Origin of the sequence: Streptomyces sp. NPDC088194 (genome assembly GCF_040702025.1) — a bacterium.
Taxonomy (GTDB): domain Bacteria; phylum Actinomycetota; class Actinomycetes; order Streptomycetales; family Streptomycetaceae; genus Actinacidiphila.
Genome location: NZ_JBFBIV010000032.1, coordinates 54,469 through 70,705, shown reverse-complemented (window position 1 = coordinate 70,705; position 16,237 = coordinate 54,469). Strand labels below are relative to the sequence as shown.

Annotated in this window: 11 protein-coding genes; 7 read left to right on the top strand and 4 right to left on the bottom strand. The window is 72.4% G+C overall.

Annotated elements, in window-relative coordinates:
* Positions 1–102: 102 nt before the first annotated feature.
* The 4 genes from AB0399_RS19580 to AB0399_RS19565 all read right to left on the bottom strand — a co-directional run bounded on the left by AB0399_RS19580 (position 103) and on the right by AB0399_RS19565 (position 3,553).
* Positions 103–909 (bottom strand): SDR family NAD(P)-dependent oxidoreductase, encoded by an 807-nt coding sequence (locus AB0399_RS19580; RefSeq protein ID WP_366412167.1) that lies wholly within the window; start codon positions 907–909, stop codon positions 103–105.
* Positions 910–1,054: 145 nt separating this feature from the next.
* Positions 1,055–1,804, bottom strand: coding sequence for a methyltransferase domain-containing protein (locus AB0399_RS19575; RefSeq protein ID WP_366412166.1), 750 nt, complete (start codon positions 1,802–1,804; stop codon positions 1,055–1,057).
* Positions 1,805–2,021: 217 nt separating this feature from the next.
* Positions 2,022–2,207, bottom strand: coding sequence for a hypothetical protein (locus AB0399_RS19570; protein WP_366412165.1), 186 nt, complete (start codon positions 2,205–2,207; stop codon positions 2,022–2,024).
* Between the two features lie 416 nt (positions 2,208–2,623).
* A complete protein-coding gene (locus AB0399_RS19565; protein WP_366412164.1) occupies positions 2,624–3,553 on the bottom strand; it encodes a sigma-70 family RNA polymerase sigma factor in 930 nt (309 codons plus the stop codon).
* A 110-nt stretch (positions 3,554–3,663) separates the two neighbouring features.
* On the opposite strand from AB0399_RS19565, the gene AB0399_RS19560 reads away from it, so the two are divergent.
* The 7 genes from AB0399_RS19560 (at position 3,664) to AB0399_RS19530 (ending at position 16,221) form a co-directional block, all read left to right on the top strand.
* Positions 3,664–4,422: an NAD(P)H-binding protein gene (locus AB0399_RS19560; protein WP_366412163.1), complete on the top strand. Its 759-nt coding sequence runs from the start codon at positions 3,664–3,666 to the stop codon at positions 4,420–4,422.
* 879 nt (positions 4,423–5,301) lie between these two features.
* Positions 5,302–7,929, top strand: a complete 2,628-nt coding sequence (locus AB0399_RS19555; RefSeq protein ID WP_366412162.1) for a DUF5127 domain-containing protein — start codon at positions 5,302–5,304, stop codon at positions 7,927–7,929.
* 45 nt (positions 7,930–7,974) lie between these two features.
* Positions 7,975–10,854 carry an RICIN domain-containing protein gene (locus tag AB0399_RS19550; RefSeq protein ID WP_366412161.1) on the top strand — a complete coding sequence of 960 codons (2,880 nt, stop codon included), beginning with the start codon at positions 7,975–7,977 and terminating at the stop codon, positions 10,852–10,854.
* A 388-nt stretch (positions 10,855–11,242) separates the two neighbouring features.
* On the top strand, positions 11,243–12,355 hold the full coding sequence (locus AB0399_RS19545) for an ABC transporter substrate-binding protein (protein WP_329372153.1): 1,113 nt from the start codon (positions 11,243–11,245) through the stop codon (positions 12,353–12,355).
* A 109-nt stretch (positions 12,356–12,464) separates the two neighbouring features.
* Positions 12,465–14,243: a sugar ABC transporter ATP-binding protein gene (locus AB0399_RS19540; protein ID WP_366412160.1), complete on the top strand. Its 1,779-nt coding sequence runs from the start codon at positions 12,465–12,467 to the stop codon at positions 14,241–14,243.
* Positions 14,240–15,205, top strand: coding sequence for an ABC transporter permease (locus AB0399_RS19535; protein WP_329372150.1), 966 nt, complete (start codon positions 14,240–14,242; stop codon positions 15,203–15,205). Before AB0399_RS19540 ends, AB0399_RS19535 begins: the two co-directional genes overlap by 4 nt.
* Positions 15,202–16,221 carry an ABC transporter permease gene (locus tag AB0399_RS19530; RefSeq protein WP_366412159.1) on the top strand — a complete coding sequence of 340 codons (1,020 nt, stop codon included), beginning with the start codon at positions 15,202–15,204 and terminating at the stop codon, positions 16,219–16,221. Before AB0399_RS19535 ends, AB0399_RS19530 begins: the two co-directional genes overlap by 4 nt.
* Positions 16,222–16,237: the final 16 nt, after the last annotated feature.

Here is a 16,237-nt window from a genome sequence, read left to right as displayed (position 1 = left end):
CGCGCCCGGCAACCGCCCCCCGATCCACGGACCGGCGACCGGCGACCGGAGGGGGCCGAGCCGAGAGGGGGTGGACCGGGGGCGGCGGGGCGGGCGCTTCCGTCAGACGCTCTTGTGGAACCCCGCGTCCACCGCGAAGTCGGCGCCTATCGTGCTGGCCGACCGCGGCGAGGCCAGCAGCAGTACGGCGTCGGCGACCTCCCGCGGATCGATCAGGCGTCCCGTCAGCTGCCCCATCATCTGCGGGGCCACGGTCTGCATGACGGTGTCACGGTCGGCGCCGGCCATGCCCGCGATGATGTCCGCGGCTCCTCCCTTCTCCGTCCACCACGCGGTCAGCACCGCACCCGGGGAGACCGTGTTGAACCGGATTCCCCGGGGGCCGAACTCCTCCGACAGGACCTTCGTGAGGTTGGACAGCGCGGCCTTCGCGGCTCCGTACTCGATGTTGACGCTCGCGGGCTGACGGGCCAAACCGGTGGAGACGTTGACGACCGAGCCGCCGCCGCGCTCGACCAACCGCGGAATCGCGGCGCGGATCATGCGTACGACCGAGAACAGGTTGAACTCGAAGATTGCCTGCCACTCGGCGTCGTCACCGTCGAAGAACCCCGTGCGGGGCATGGCGATTCCGGGCGGCGGCCCGCCCGCGTTGTTCACCAGGACGTCGAGCCCGCCGAAGTGGTCGACCGCGCGGTCCACGACCCGGCCCGGCGCCCGCGGGTCCATCAGATCGGCCGGCACGTGGAGGAGGCCGGGTCCCGCGAGTTCCTCCAGTTCCGGCGACGTCCGGCGGGAGACCGCCGCCACCTTCGCGCCCTCCGCCAGCAACGACCGCGTGACGGCGAGCCCGATGCCCTTCGACGCGCCGGTGACGACGGCGACTCGGTCCACAAGTTCCAGATCCACGATTGCCCCTGCTCCTCTTGCTGTTCCGGGCGGTTCGTGGATCATGCTGCTCGGGCGGAGGCGCGGACGCTGGCACGATTCGGACGTCGCATCGCCTGGGCGACGCCTGCGCGTCACGGCACCCACACGTCACAGCACCTCCGCGTCACGGCACCTCGACGACGAAGAACAGGAAGCCGGGCGTGGTCGAAAGGCCCTGGAAGCCGTCGGGGAACAGGTCGCGGCCGGCCGGGTCGGGCTGCGGCTCGCTGATGACGGACAGCCGGAAGCCGGCAGCGGTGAAGGCGTCGGTCATCGCGTGCAGCGGCTTGCGCCAGAGCCTCATCGGGGCGGGCTGCCCGCCGAGCACCCAGGTGAAGGAGTACTCGCCGCTCGCGAAGTAGTCGGGCCGCGGCTCCCGATGCGTGTAGGCGACGAACGGGTGGTCCACCGACGCGATCAGCCGGCCGCCGGGCCCGAGCACGCGCCGTATCTCGGCCAGCGTCGGCCCCCAGTCCTCCAGGTAGTGCAGGACCAGGGACGCGACCACGTCGTCGAACGCGCCGTCGGCGAACGGCAGCGGGCCGGCCAGATCGACCACGTGCAGGGGCGTGCCGTCGCCCAGCCGGCGCCGGGCCAGCGCGAGCATCCCGGCACTGGAGTCGATGCCGGTGACGAGGGCGCCGCGCTCGCGCAGCGCGGCGGACAGGGGCCCCGAGCCGCAGCCGGCGTCCAGTATCCGGCGGCCGGCCACCTCTCCGGCGAGATCCAAGATCGCGGGCCGCTCGTAGTACGCGTTCACGAGGTTGTCCTCGTTCTCCGCGGCGTACGCCTCGGCGAAGCTGTCGTAGTCGTTCACCACGGTCGGGTCGGCGGGCTGGGCACGATCCTCGGGCACATCGCTGACGTGTTCCATCGTCGCAGGCTACTGCCGCGAACGGCCCCCAGGATCAAGGCCGGTACCCACTTCACCCGGTTCACCCGGTTCGCCCGGTGCCCCCGACCGCCGATGTCGACGCTCGCGGGCGGGCGGGCAAGAGGCCGGCGGGCAAGGCCAGCAGGCGAGGCCAGCAGGCGAGGCCGGCGAGCGAGGCCAGCGGGCGACGCTCCCGGCCCGGATCAACCGCCCGACGTCAGCAGTGCCCGCGCAGCCGCACCAGCACGGTGTCACCCGGCAGCCCGGCGAGGTAGCGTTCGGTGTCCGGCCCGACCGGCGGCGCGGTGTGGCCGCAGTCCAGGGGATCGCAGGAGCCGTGCACCGCGGCCCCGTTCGGCTCGATCCACCAGCCGTCCGGCGTGAGCACGTCTTCCTGCCGCACGGGGTCGGCCGCCTGTCCCACATGCCGCGGTCGGGCGGGTTGTCGGCGTTCAGGTCGAACGGCGCCAGGGCGGCGTCCAGAGCCGCCTCCACATCGCCCTCGGCCTCGGCCGGCAGACACACGGTCACCGACATTCCCGCCATCGCGGTCCCCTCATCCTTCCGCGCTCTTCCGCCTCCGCCGCCCGGAACGTGGGGCTCGGCCGCGTTCCGGAGAACCGCCGTCCGCCCCGGCGGCTCAGCGAGCGGTCATCCGGGGCGCGAGTCCCGTGCGCACGGGACGACCGCGCAGGGCACACGCCGCCCGCCGAAGGCAGGAGGCGAGGCTCACGCGCAGAGCGCCGCGGGCACGAGAGCGCCGCGGGCACGAGAGTGCCCCGTACGACCGGCCGCCGGCAAGGGATTTCCCGGCACGGCCTACCCCTCCAGGACCCCGAACCGCATGTCGCGCAGGCGGTCCGGGTCCGCGACGACGTCGATCGCGGTGATCCGGCCGCCGTCGACCGTGAAGGCGAGCGCCAGCACGAGCCGGCCGAGCGGCGCCATCACCAGCCCCACCGAGCCGTCGACGAGCGCCGGCGCGCTGAACGGCACCCGGGCCGCCGCCGCGAACGCCCCCTGGGAGACGTGCCGCGCCCCGCGCAGGACGACGGGCTCGGGCGTCGGCACCACCTGGCGGTCCGCGCGCAGCACCACGTCCGGGTCGAGCAGCTCGACCAGCGCCTGGAGGTCGCCGCCGCGGGCAGCGGCCAGGAACGCCTCGACCACCCGCCGTTGACCGGCCCGCGCGGCCGCTTCGGCCTCGGACGGCGACTCGGCCGCCGTGCCGCCCCGTACCCGGCGCCGGGCGCGGCTGGCGAGTTGCCGGGCCGCGGTCGGCGACCGCTCGATCATCGGGCCGATCTCGTCGAACGGCATCGCGAACAGGTCGTGCAGCACGAACGCGACGCGCTCCGCGGGCGCCAGCGTGTCCAGCACCACGAGCATCGCCAGCCCGACCGATTCGGCGAGCACCGCCTCGTCCTCGGGGTCGGGCCCGTCCTCCCGATGCCCGGGCGCGGCCGCGTCCGCGCCACCGGCTCCCGCCCCGGGCAGGTGCGCCTCCAGGGGTTCTTCGCGCCGCGACTCGCGGGCACGCAGCATGTTCAGGCAGATCCGCGTGACGATCGTGGTCAGCCAGCCAGGCAGGTTCGCGACGCCGTCCGTGCCGGCCCGGCTCGCCCGCAACCACGCCTCCTGAAGGGCGTCCTCGGCCTCGCTCGCCGAGCCCAGCATGCGGTAGGCGATGCCGCGCAGCCGCCCCCGCTCCCCCTCGAAACGCTCCGCGAAAGCGGCGTCGTCCTCCATCGGCCCGTCCCCCGTCACGTTCCTCGATCGCCGCGTGTCAACACCATAGACCTCCGAGAACCGGGAGGTCAGCCGGGCGCCGCCCGGGTCGGGACGACTTCGGAGAAGCCATGACCTCAGCCATTCTGCTCACCGGCGGTACGGGCACGCTGGGCCGGCACGTGACGCCGCTGCTGTGCGCCGCCGGGTACAAGGTGCGCAGCCTCAGCCGGCAGGCCCGGCCGGACACGGACGGAGTCGAGTACGTCGTCGGCGACCTGCTCAAGGACGAGGGGATCGAGCCGGCCGTGGCCGGCGCCGAGGTCGTCCTGCACCTGGCGGGCAGCGCCAAGGGCGACGACGCGGCGACCCGGAACCTCGCGCGAGCGGCCGCCCACGCCGGGGTACGGCACCTCGTGTGCATCTCGGTGATCGGCGCGGACAAGGTCCCGATCGGCTACTTCCGCGCCAAGCTCGGCGCCGAGCGTGCGGTGGCCGACTCCGGGGTGCCGTGGACGGTGCTGCGCGCCGCGCAGTTCCACGACCTGACGCTGACCGCCGTGCGGGCGATGGCGAGGCTGCCGCTGGTCCCCGCGCCGGGCGGCCTGCGGCTCCAGCCGGTCGACGCCCGCGATGTGGCCGCGCGGCTGGTGGAGTTGGCCGGCGGCGACCCGGCCGGCCTGGTCGCGGGCCTGGCCGGCCCGCGCGTGTACACGATGGCGGATCTGACCCGCGGCTATCTCCAGGCCCGCGGCAAGCGCCGCCCGATGTTCCCCGTGCGCGTCCCCGGCGGCCCCGGCCGCGCCTACCGCGCCGGCGCCAACCTCGACCTCGACGCCGACAAGGGCACCCGGAGCTGGGAGGACTTCCTCGCCGAGCGGGCGCGGTGACGCCAGGCCCCCACCGGAAGACCGAACACCGGAACACCCGCGGCTACCCCGGAGCCCACGCGGCCCCGAAGCGCCGGAGCCACGAAGCCCCGAAGCCCGCAAGCCCGCAAGCCCGTAAGCCCCGGAAAATCGTGGGCGGAGCCGCCTGACATCGGCCCCGCCCACGGGTCATGAGAGCAGCGTCCAGCCCCACACCACGCTGCCGCCGCCACCCGCGTGACAACGTTGTCAAACTATACGCCGTCCGCACCGGAAATGGATAGTCCTCATTGTTCGCCCCGCGGGACCCCGGACCCCCGGGAACCCGGCGACAAGGGCAAGCAAAAGGGGTGAGCCCGACGCTTGTCAACGGAACCGTGCGAATTCCCGGACCGCCCCGGCAGGAGTCACAGCGGGGGTCGCCGCGCAGGTCACAGCCGGGGCCGCCGCGGCGGGGGCGGCACCGGGCGGCGGGCAGTCGCGCCGGGGAGCCGCCCGGCACCGTCGCGCGGCACGGCCGCATGGCGCACGACCGCCGGCGCCGGGCGGCGGCTCCCACCCGCCGCGCAGGCCCGTTTTTGCGCACGTTGTAAACCGCCGGACCGCCGCTCTCCGCGGCGCGCGACCGCACCCGCGCGGACGTGCGGTGATGCTGAGGTGACGCCTGCTCACGGCGTGAACGTCCGGGGCGACTTCTGCGCGGGGTATGGACAGGCCCAACCTCAAGTGCTGTCATGCCGGTTGGCGCCCTTCTTTGCAACGTTGGAACAGCACGACGCCGGGCCTCAGCGGCCGGTGCGCACCCCTCCGCGTGTCCCCGTGCCCCCCCACCTCCGTGCTCCTCCGTGCCCCCACCTCCGTTCCCCCACTTCCGCGCCCCTCCCGCAGAAACGGATCACCGTGACCTCCGACGACACCCGGTCCCCCCACCCCGGACGCCGTGAACTCCTCGCGTGGGCAGGCGCGTTGACCGCGGCCGCCGCGACCGGAGGCTGGCTGACCGCAGGCACCGCCGCGGCCGCCACCGCCAACGCCGCCGCACCGGGCGCGGCCCCGCTCGGCGCCCACGCGGCAGCCGCCGCGCCCGCCTCCACGTTCGCGCCGCTGCGGCCGCCCGCCGTACCGCTGGCGGTCCGCTCGCCCTACCTCTCGACCTGGCTGGCCGCCGACAACCTCGCCGGCACCTGGTCCACCTTCTGGAACGGCCACGTCACCGCGCTGTGCGGCCTGGCCCGGATCGACGGCGCCGCCTACGTCTTCGCCGGCGCGCCCAGCCTCCCCGACGGCCCCGCCCTCACGCCGATGACGCAGGTCTCGCTCGAACTTACCGCCACCCGCTCCGTGTACCGACTCAGCGGCGGCGGCGTGACGTTGACCGTCACGTTCCTCTCCCCCGTCGACCTCGGCGACCTGCGGCGCCAGTCGGTGCCGCTGTCGTACGTCACCGTGCGGGCCGAGAGCGGCGACGGGCAGCCGCACGCGGTGGACGTGCACCTGGACGTGTCGGGCGAGTGGGTGCACGGCGACACCTCCACGCCGATCACGTGGGCGCAGCAGCAGGCCGGCGCGATGACCGTGCTCACCGCGCAGCCGGCGACGCCGGGCGTGCTCCAGGAGAACGGCGACCAGGCGTCCTGGGGGCAGTTGGTGCTCGCCGCGCCCACCGGCTCCGGGGTGACCTGGCAGATCGGGCAGGACACGGTGGTGCGGGCCGCGTCGGCGGGCGGCGGGCAGCTGGCCGGGACCGTCGACAGCGGGCAGCCGCGGGCGATCAGCGACCGCTGGCCGGTACTCGGCCTGAACCGCGACTTCGGCACGGTCCAACCCGGCACGCCGTCGCCGGAGTTCACCGCGACGCTGGGACATGTCCGTACTCCGGCGGTGAGTTACCTCGGCACGCAGTTGCAGCCGTGGTGGACGCACTACTGGTCGTCGTGGACGGACATGGTGCAGTGGTTCGACGCCGACCACGCCGCGGCGCTGTCGGCGGCGACCGCGCTCGACCAGCGCGTGCACGACGACGCGGCCGCGGCGGTGGGCGGCGGCACCACCGGCGAGCACTACGCGGCGGTGTGCGCGCTGGCGCTGCGGCAGGCGGTGGCGGGCACCGAGCTGGTGGACCGGGGCGGCAGCCCGTGGGCGTTCCTGAAGGAGATCTCCTCCGACGGGAACATGTCGACGATCGACCTGGTCTACCCGGCGTTCCCGGCCTACCTGTACCTGTCCCCCGACTACCTGCGGCTGCTGCTGGAGCCGCTGCTGGACTACCCCGAACACGGCGGCTGGCCCAAGGAGTTCGCCGAGCACGACCTGGGCTCCTCCTACCCCAACGCCACCGGGCACAACGACGGTGACGAGGAGGACATGCCGGTCGAGGAGTCGGCGAACACGCTGATCATGGCGGCCGCGCTGATCCAGCGGCTGCCGGCCGCGGACGCGTCGTCGTTCGCCACGGCTCACTACCCGATCCTGCGGCAGTGGGCGGAGTACCTGACGGCGAACGCGCTCGACCCGGGGTTCCAGAACCAGACCGACGACTTCACCGGCTTCATCGCGCACAGCGCCAACCTCGCGTTGAAGGGCATCATCGGGATCGGCGCGATGGGCGTGGTGGCGGCTGCCGCGGGCAACGGCTCCGACGCCGCGCACTACGCGACCGTCGCGCGCGGTTACGTCAGCCAGTGGACGACGCTGGCCGCGGACTCCTCCGGCGCGCACCTCAAGCTCGCCTACGACCAGGACGGCACCTGGAGCCTGAAGTACAACGGCTTCCCCGACCGGCTGCTCGGCCTGGACCTGGTGCCGACCGGCACCGCCGCGCGGGAGGCGGCGTGGTACGCCTCGCAGGCCGGCGGGTACGGCGTGGTCCTCGATCCGCGCAACGACTACACCAAGGGCGACTGGGAGTTGTGGACGGCCGCGTGGCTGGCCGACCACGGCGGTACCCGTGACGCGCTGGTCGAGGGGGTGTACGGGTTCGCCGACACCACGCCGCAGCGGGTGCCGTTCAGCGACTGGTACACCGTGGCGAGCGCGGCGCAGCGCGGCTTCCAGTGCCGGCCGGTGGTCGGCGGGATGTTCGCGCTGGTGCTGCCGCCGGCCGCGTCGACGGTGGTCTGGTGCCGTATCCAGAACCAGAACTCCGGGAAGGTGCTGGCCGTTTCCGGCATGTCGCTGGCGGACTCCGCGGAGGTCACGCAGTACGCCGACAACGGCACCGCCGACCACGTCTGGACGTTGCTGGACAACGGCGACGGCACGGTGCGGATCGCCAACCGCAACAGCGGGAAGGTGCTGGCCGTCCATGACCAGAGCCTGGACGACGGCGCGCACGTGCAGCAGTACCAGGACAACGGCACGCCCGACCACGTCTGGCGGATCGTCGACAACGGCGACGGCTGGTCGAAGATCGTGAACGTGCGGTCGGGAAAGCTGCTCGCCGTGGACGGTGCCTCCACCGCCGACGCGGCCCAGGTCACCCAGTGGACGGACAACGGCACCACCGACCACCTCTGGCGCCTGATCTGATCCGGGCCGCCCTCACCCCCCACCTCGACAGCAGGGAGCACGTCCATGGATCGTCGTACCTTCCTTCGCGGCGGCGCGGTCGCCCTCGGCACCGTGGCGTTCGCCGGCCGCATGGTCACCTCCTCCTGGGCCGCCGCCGGCGGCGGTCCGGGGGTGGTGCTGGTCGGTGACACCTCCGGCGGCGGCCTGTACCACCCGTATCCCGCCGGCCTGACCCGCACGCCGTTCCTGAAGCTGCCCACCGGCAGCGTCACCGCGTCGGGCTGGCTGGCGCAGCAACTCGCCCTGGAGGCTGACGGGATAGCCGGCCGCTACGACGAGGTGTCGCACTTCCTGGACACCTCCAGCACCGGGTGGTTCCACCCGGATCAGGTCGGCTGGGAGGAAGTGCCTTACTGGGTACGGGGGTTGACAGGTCTGGCCGGGGTGACCGGGGACGCCGGCCTGCGCGCGAAGGCCGACACGTGGGTGAACGGCGTGCTGGCCACCGGGCAGCCGGACGGCTTCTTCGGCCCGACGTCGCTGCGCACCTCGCTCGGCGGCGGCCCGGACTTCTGGCCGTTCATGCCGATGCTCCAGGCGCTGTGCACGTATCAGGAGTACACCGGCGACAGCCGCATCGTGCCGTTCCTGACGAAGTTCTTCGGCTACCAGAACACCTTCGGCGCCTCGGCGTTCAACCAGAGCTGGGGCTCGGTGCGTTGGGCGACAACGCTGCACTCGCTGCACTGGCTGTTCGCCAGGACAGGGGACGGCATGCTGCTCGACCTGGCCGACAAGATCCACCGGTACAGCGCGAACTACGTGAACAACCTGCCGTCGCTGCACAACGTGAACCTGGCACAGGGCTTCACCGAGCCGGCCTTCGCCGCGCTGCGCGGGGACGCGTCGCTGACGCAGGCGTCGTACCAGGACTACGCGACGATCCAGGGCACCTACGGGCAGTTCAGCGGCGGCGGGTTCGCCGGGGACGAGAACGCCCGTCCCGGGTACGGCGATCCGCGGCAGGGCTTCGAGACCTGCGGGATCGTCGAGTACATGCAGAGCTTCGAGTCGATGGCGCGGATGACCGGCGACCCCAGCTGGGCCGACGGCACCGAGACGCTGGCGTTCAACTCGCTGCCGGCCGCGATGGAACCGGGGCACACCGCGCTGCACTACGCCACCGCCGCCAACCAGGTGCAGTTGGACGACTACGACAAGACCCTGCACCAGTTCGACAACACCTTCTCGATGCAGGCGTACCTGCTCGGCGTGGACAAGTACCGCTGCTGCCCGCACAACTACGGCCAGGGCTGGGCGTACTTCACCGAGAACGCCTGGCTGGCGACGGCGGACAACGGCCTGGCCGCGGTGCTCTACGCGCCGACGAAGGTGACCGCGAAGGTGGGCGCGGGCGGCACCGCGGTGACGGTCACCGAGACGACGAACTACCCGTTCACCGACAGCGTCTCGCTGGCACTGGCGATGTCCGGCAGCGCCGCCTTCCCGCTCTACCTGCGGGTCCCGGCCTGGTGCGAGGCCCCGTCGGTGAAGGTCAACGGCGCCTCGGTGAGCGCGTCCGGCGGCGCCGGGTACGTGGCGGTGAACCGCACCTGGACCGGCGGCGACACGGTCACCGTCACCTTCCCGATGGCGGTCGCCACCACCACCTGGACGCAGAACCACGACTCGCTGTCGGTGCACCGCGGCCCGCTGACGTACGCGCTGAGGATCGGCCAGAACTTCCTGCGCCACAACGACCCGTCCTCGCACTGGGCGGAGTACCAGGTCTTCCCGACCTCCGCGTGGAACTACGGCCTGGTGCCGGGCACGTTCACGGCCACCAGCACCGGGGCGAGCGGCAACCCGTTCACGCCGGACGGCACGCCGGTGGCGATGACCGCGCAGGCCAAGGCGATCCCCAACTGGCAGGCGGACACCCAGGACGTGGTGACCACGCTCCAGCCGAGCCCGGTGGACACCTCGGAGCCGGCCACCACGGTGACGCTGATCCCGATGGGCGCTGCCGCGCTGCGCATCACCTCCTTCCCGACGGTCGGCGCCGGCGGCCGCCCCTGGCAGCTGCCGGCCACCCCCACCGCTTCCTGGTGCTTTTCCGGCGACACCGTGAACGCCCTCAACAGCGCCTACACGCCGAGCAGTTCCTACGACCAGTCGCATCCGCGGTTCACCTGGTGGGACCACACCGGCAGCAGCGAGTGGGTGCAGTACGGCTACTCCGCGCCGGTGACGGTCTCGGGCGCGTCGGTCTACTGGTACGACGACACCGGGCACGGCCAGTGCCGGGTGCCGGCGTCCTGGCACGTGGAGTACCAGGCGGGCGACGGGTCCTGGCAGCAGGTGGCCGGCGCGGGCGCGTACGGCACGGCGCTCGACGGCTTCAACTCCGTGGCGTTCACGCCGGTGACGACGGCGGCGGTGCGGGTGGTGGCGCAGCTCGCGCCGGGGGTGTCCGCGGGCATCCTGCAATGGGATGTGACGGCGCGTCAGGCGATTGTGGACGGCGGCACCTGGTACCGGGTGCAGAACAAGAACAGCGGCAAGGTGCTCGGCGTGGACGGCATGTCCACCGCGGACAGCGCGAACGTGGTGCAGTTCACCGACAACGGAACCGCCGACCACGACTGGCAGTTCACCGAGGTGGGCGACAACCGCTTCACGGTGAAGAACCGCAACAGCGGGCTGCTGCTGGCCGTCGCGGGCGCCTCGCAGGCCGACAGCGTCCAGGTGCAGCAGTACCACGACAACGGAACCGCGGACCACTACTGGCATCTGATCGACAACGGCGACGGCTGGTTCCGGGTCCGCAACGGCAACAGCGGGCTGGTGCTGGGCGTGGACGGCATGTCCACCACCGACAGCGCGCAGGTGGTGCAGTTCGAGGACAGCCGGACCGACGACCACCTGTGGCGCTTCCTGTAGGAGGCGCGCGAAGCGGCACGGCGACCGCGCGAGCAGTGCGGGGAGGAGCGGGCGGGACGGGAGGGGGGAGCGCCGGCGGCGGAGGCACCACCGCCGGCGCCCGTCAGTGGATCACACATCGGCGGCGCACCGGGGCGTACAACGATGTAAAGCCGGGCAGGGAAATGACAGCACGACAGCGGGATCGTGTCCAGTCCACGCGGCAAAGAAACCCGGGTCCTGACTGAGTCGTACGGGACTCTTGACACGTGGTCGTCAATCCCCCAAGGTCCTCTACATCGTTGTAAAGGACGCGCTGTCCGGCGTCCCGTGCTCGCCCCGTCCGTGCAGCACCGCTGCGCTTTGCACCCCCCATTTCTTCCCGCATCGACGAGGATGTGATCGGCGCATGAACGTCTCCCTCCGGGCCAGGACCGCCGCCGCGGTACTCACCGCCGGCCTGTGCCTGGCCGCGAGCGCCTGCACCAACTCCGGCAACGACTCCGCCGGTTCCGACAAGTCCGCGTCCGCGGACAACTCCGCCGCCGCCCAGCAGACCGACACCCCCACGGCCAGTGCGAGCGGCCCGGCCTGCACCTACCAGACCTACGGCGGCGGGGTCCCGAAGCTGGACATCACCGACGGGAAGACCATCGTCGGCTTCTCCCAGTCGGAGTCGACCAGCAACCCGTTCCGCGCGACCGAGACCAAGAGCATCGAGAACGAGGCGAAGGCCAAGGGCGTCAAGCTGATCGAGCGCAACGCCAACGCGGACGTCAACGCGCAGAACTCGCAGATCGAGGACATGATCGCGCAGGGCGCGAAGGTGCTGATCGTGGCGCCGGAGAACTCCGACGGGCTCGGCCCCGCGCTGGCGCAGGCCAAGTCGAAGAAGATCCCGGTGCTCACCATCGACCGGACCGTCACCGGCACCGCCTGCGGCGACTTCATCGCCTTCATCGGCTCGGACTTCTCCGGACAGGCCCGGATCGCCGCCGACGACCTCGGCACCGCGACCAACGGCACCGCCCACGTCGCGGTCCTCACCGGCACCCCGGGCAACAACGTCTCGACCGACCGCACCAAGGGCTTCAACGACGAGATCAAGAAGAAGTACCCGAACATCAAGGTGGTCGCCTCGCAGACCGCCAACTTCACCCAGACCGACGGCCAGAAGGTGATGGAGCAGCTGCTCCAGGCCCACTCGGACATCAACGCGGTCTACGCCGAGAACGACGAGATGGCGCTCGGCGCGCTCCAGGCGATCAAGTCGGCCGGCAAGACGCCGGGCAAGGACATCAAGGTCGTCTCCATCGACGGCACCCAGCAGGCGGTCCAGGACGTGGCGTCCGGCGCGCTGGTGGCCGACATCGAGACCAACCCGCGGTTCGGCCCGCTGGCGATCCAGTCGCTGGAGAACTTCTACGGGACCACGGGGGTGCCCGCCGACGTCATCATCAAGGACGGGCACTTCACCTCGGCCAACGCCAAGCAGGCGCTCTCCCAGGGCCTGGTGTACTGACGCCCGCGCGGCGCACGGCGGGGCCGGGTCCAGCCTCCCCGCGACCCGGCCCCGCCGTGCACCGCTCCCCCCGCAGCACCGCGCACGACTCCGCGAGAGGAGGAAGACGTTGGTCCAGCCGGACCCGGACCCCCGCAGCGACGCCATCCTGGAGGTGGCGGGGGTCGACAAGAGCTTCGCGGGCGTCCACGCCCTGCGCGAGGTGGACTTCACGCTGCGGCCCGCCGAAGTGCACGCCCTCATCGGCGAGAACGGCGCGGGCAAGTCCACCCTGATCAAGGTGATGACCGGCGTGCACCGCCCCGACGCCGGCACCGTACGACTCGGCGGCGAGGCACGGGACTTCCGCAACCCGCTGGAGGCCCAGGCGGCCGGGATCTCCACGATCTACCAGGAGGTCAACCTGGTCCCGCTGATGTCGGTGGCCCGCAACCTGTTCCTCGGCCGCGAGCCGCGCCGCTTCGGCCTGGTCGACAACCGCCGGATGAACCGCGAAGCAGCCGACGTCCTCGGCCGGTTCGGCGTCCGGGTGGACGTCACCCGGCCGCTGCGCACCCTGGGCCTGGGCGCCCAGCAGATGGTCGCGCTGGCCCGGGCGGTGCAGGTCGACGCCCGCGTGGTGATCATGGACGAGCCGACCTCGTCACTGGAGCCGAAGGAGGTCGAGACCCTCTTCTCGGTGATCCGCGGCCTGAAGGAGCAGGGCATCGCGGTGGTGTACGTCAGCCACCGGCTCGACGAGCTGTACGCCGTGTGCGACCGGGTCACCGTCATGCGTGACGGCAGGGTGGTGCACACCGGGCGGATCGCCGGCCTCGAACGCCTCAAGCTGGTGTCGCTGATGCTCGGCCGGGAGATGTCCGCGGTCCGGGAGAAGGGCAGCACCGCCTTCGACTCCGAAGGGCACGAGCGCCATGACGGCCAACCCGCCCTCCGTGCGACCGACCTGACGGTCCGTCACCGCCTGCACGGCGTCTCGCTCGACGTGCACCCGGGCGAAGTCGTCGGGCTGGGCGGCCTGTTGGGGGCCGGACGCAGCGAGACCGCAAAGGCGATCATCGGGGCACTCGCCACCGAGCAGGGCTCGGTCGAGGTGGAGGGCAGGGCGATGCACCGCCGCAGCCCGGCCGCCGCGATCCGCGCGGGCGTGGTGATGCTGCCGGAGGACCGCAAGGCGGAGGGGGTGATCCCGAACCTGTCGGTCCGGGAGAACATCTCGCTGGCCGCGCTGCCCCGGCTGTCGCGGGCCGGGCTGGTCTCGCAGGCCAAGCAGGACGAGATCGTCACGTTCTTCATGAAGCGGCTGCGGATCAAGGCGTCGGGCCCCGACCAGAAGGTCGGCGACCTGTCCGGCGGCAACCAGCAGAAGGTGCTGCTGGCCCGCTGGCTGTGTCTGAACCCCAAGGTGCTGCTGCTGGACGAGCCGACCCGCGGCATCGACGTCGGCGCCAAGGCGGAGGTGCAGGGCCTGGTCGACGAACTCGCCCGCGACGGACTGGGGGTGCTGCTGATCTCCTCCGACCTCGAAGAGCTGATCGAGGGCTCCGACCGGGTGGTCATCCTCAAGGACGGCCACGTCGTCGGCCACCTCGACGGCGACGATGTCAGCGAGGCCGGCCTGCTGGACGCGCTCGCCACGGCACCGGACTCGCCGGAGCCAGCGGCACCGGCCGCACCGGCCGCGCCCGAACCGGCGGCACCCGCCGAGCCGGTGGAGCAGGCCGAGCCCGCCGAGCCCGCCGCTTCGGCCGAACCCGACGCCTCCGCCCGACCCGACGCCTCCGCCGCGCCCTCAGACCCCGCCGCACCCTCAGACCCCGCTGATCCCGACGAACCCGCCGCGCCCGGACACCCCCGAGCGCGCCCCGCCAAGGAGAAGCAGCCATGACCTCCCTCACCTGGCCGGGCGCGGCCCTGGACCGCGGCCGGCTGCTGCGCCTGCTCCAGGAGTACGGCGTGTACGCCGCGCTGGTCGTCCTGTTCGTGGTCGCGGTCGGCCTGGACGGGTCGTTCCTGTCGACGGGCAACATCCGCGTCCAGCTCTACCAGGTCGCCCCGACCCTGCTGGTCGCGCTGGGCATGTCCCTGGTGATCGGCACCGAGGGCATCGACCTGTCGGTGGGCGCCACGATCGCGCTCGCCGCGTCGGTGGTGCCGCTCTACGCCGGGTACGGCCTGTTCGCCGCGCTCGCGGTGGCGCTGGTGCTGGGCGCGGCCACCGGCGCGGTCGGCGGCGCGATGGTCGCCTTCGCCCGGGTCCAGCCGATCGTGGCGACGCTGTCGCTGATGATCGGCGTGCGCGGCCTCGCCGAGATCGTCAACGGCAACTCGGCCAAGCCGATCACCCAGTCCGGCCTGCTCGGCCTCGGCTCGCACACCCTCGGCGGCGTCCCCGAGATGGCCTGGATCGCCGGCGTCTGCGCGCTGCTGACCGGGCTGCTGGTGCGCCGCACCACCTTCGGCCGGCAACTCGTCGCGATCGGCGACAACCGGCAGGCGAGCCGGCTGTCCGGCCTGCCGGTCCGCCGGGTGCTGATCACCGTCTACGTGCTGTCGGGCGTGCTCGCCGCGCTCGCCGGCGTGCTGATCGTCGGCCACGGCGCGGAGGCCGACCCGGCCAACCAGGGCCTGAACATGGAACTGGACGCCATCACCGCGGTCGTGGTCGGCGGCACCCCGCTGTCCGGCGGCCGGGTGCGGGTGCTGGGCACCGTCGCCGGTGCGCTGTTCATGCAGCTCATCACCGCCGTACTGACCCAGCACAACGTGCACACCTCCTACACTCAGATCGTCGAGGCCGCCATCATCTGCTTCGCGGTGTACGCCTCCCAGGAGCGAGGGACCCGATGACTTCCACCGCCCTCCAGCCGGCCCCGATGCCGCCGGGCGCCGCGTCCGACGGGCAGGCCGCGCGGGTCCCGGTCCGCGAGCGGATCGCCTCCCAGGTGCAGCGGCACGGCGCGCTGGCCGTCCTGGTCCTCGTCGTCGCCATCGCCTCGGCGACCTCCTCGACCTTCCCGACCTGGAACAACATCAGCAGCATCCTCGGCAGCAACGCCTTCGTGTGGCTGCTGGCGCTCGGGATGACCTTCGTCATCATCACCGGCGGCATCGACCTGTCGGTCGGCTCGATGTTCGCGCTCGGCGGCGTGCTCGGCGCGTACGGCTCGCGGCACGGCACCTGGCTGGCGATCGTGCTGCCGCTGGCGGTCGGCGCGGCCTGGGGCACCGTGCAGGGCCTGCTGATCGCGTACGCGCGGATGGCGCCGTTCATCGTGACGCTGGTCGGACTGCTGGGCCTGCGCGGGCTGTTGCAGGCCGTCACCAGCGAGGGCGCCACCACCTACCTGGTGCCGGCCCACTCCTGGTTCCGGAACCTGGGCGCCGGCACCTGGACCCCCGTGCTGATCGTCGCGGCGCTCTTCGCGCTCGGCGCGCTGCTGCTGACCCGGACCCGGTTCGGCGCCACGCTGACCGCGCTGGGCGGCAACGAGCACGCGGCGCGGCTGATGGGCCTGCCGGTGGCCCGGGCGAAGGTGCTGGTGTACCTGCTGTCCGGCACCCTGGCGGCGGGCGCGGGCGCGCTCGGCGGCGCCCGGCTCGGCTCGGGCGTGACCACCATCGGCGTCGGCTACGAACTGACCGCGATCGCCGCGGTGGTGATCGGCGGCACCCTGCTCACCGGCGGTGCCGGTTCGATCGGCGGCACGGTCAGCGGTGTGCTGCTGCTCGCGGTGATCCACAATCTGATCGACCACTATTTCTCGCAGTACGGATCGGCGTTCACCGACACCGTCAACGGCGGCGTCCTGGCCGTCGTGGTACTGCTACAGACGCTGCTGAGCCGTACCCAGCAGCTGGAGTGACCGCCGTACCAGGGCA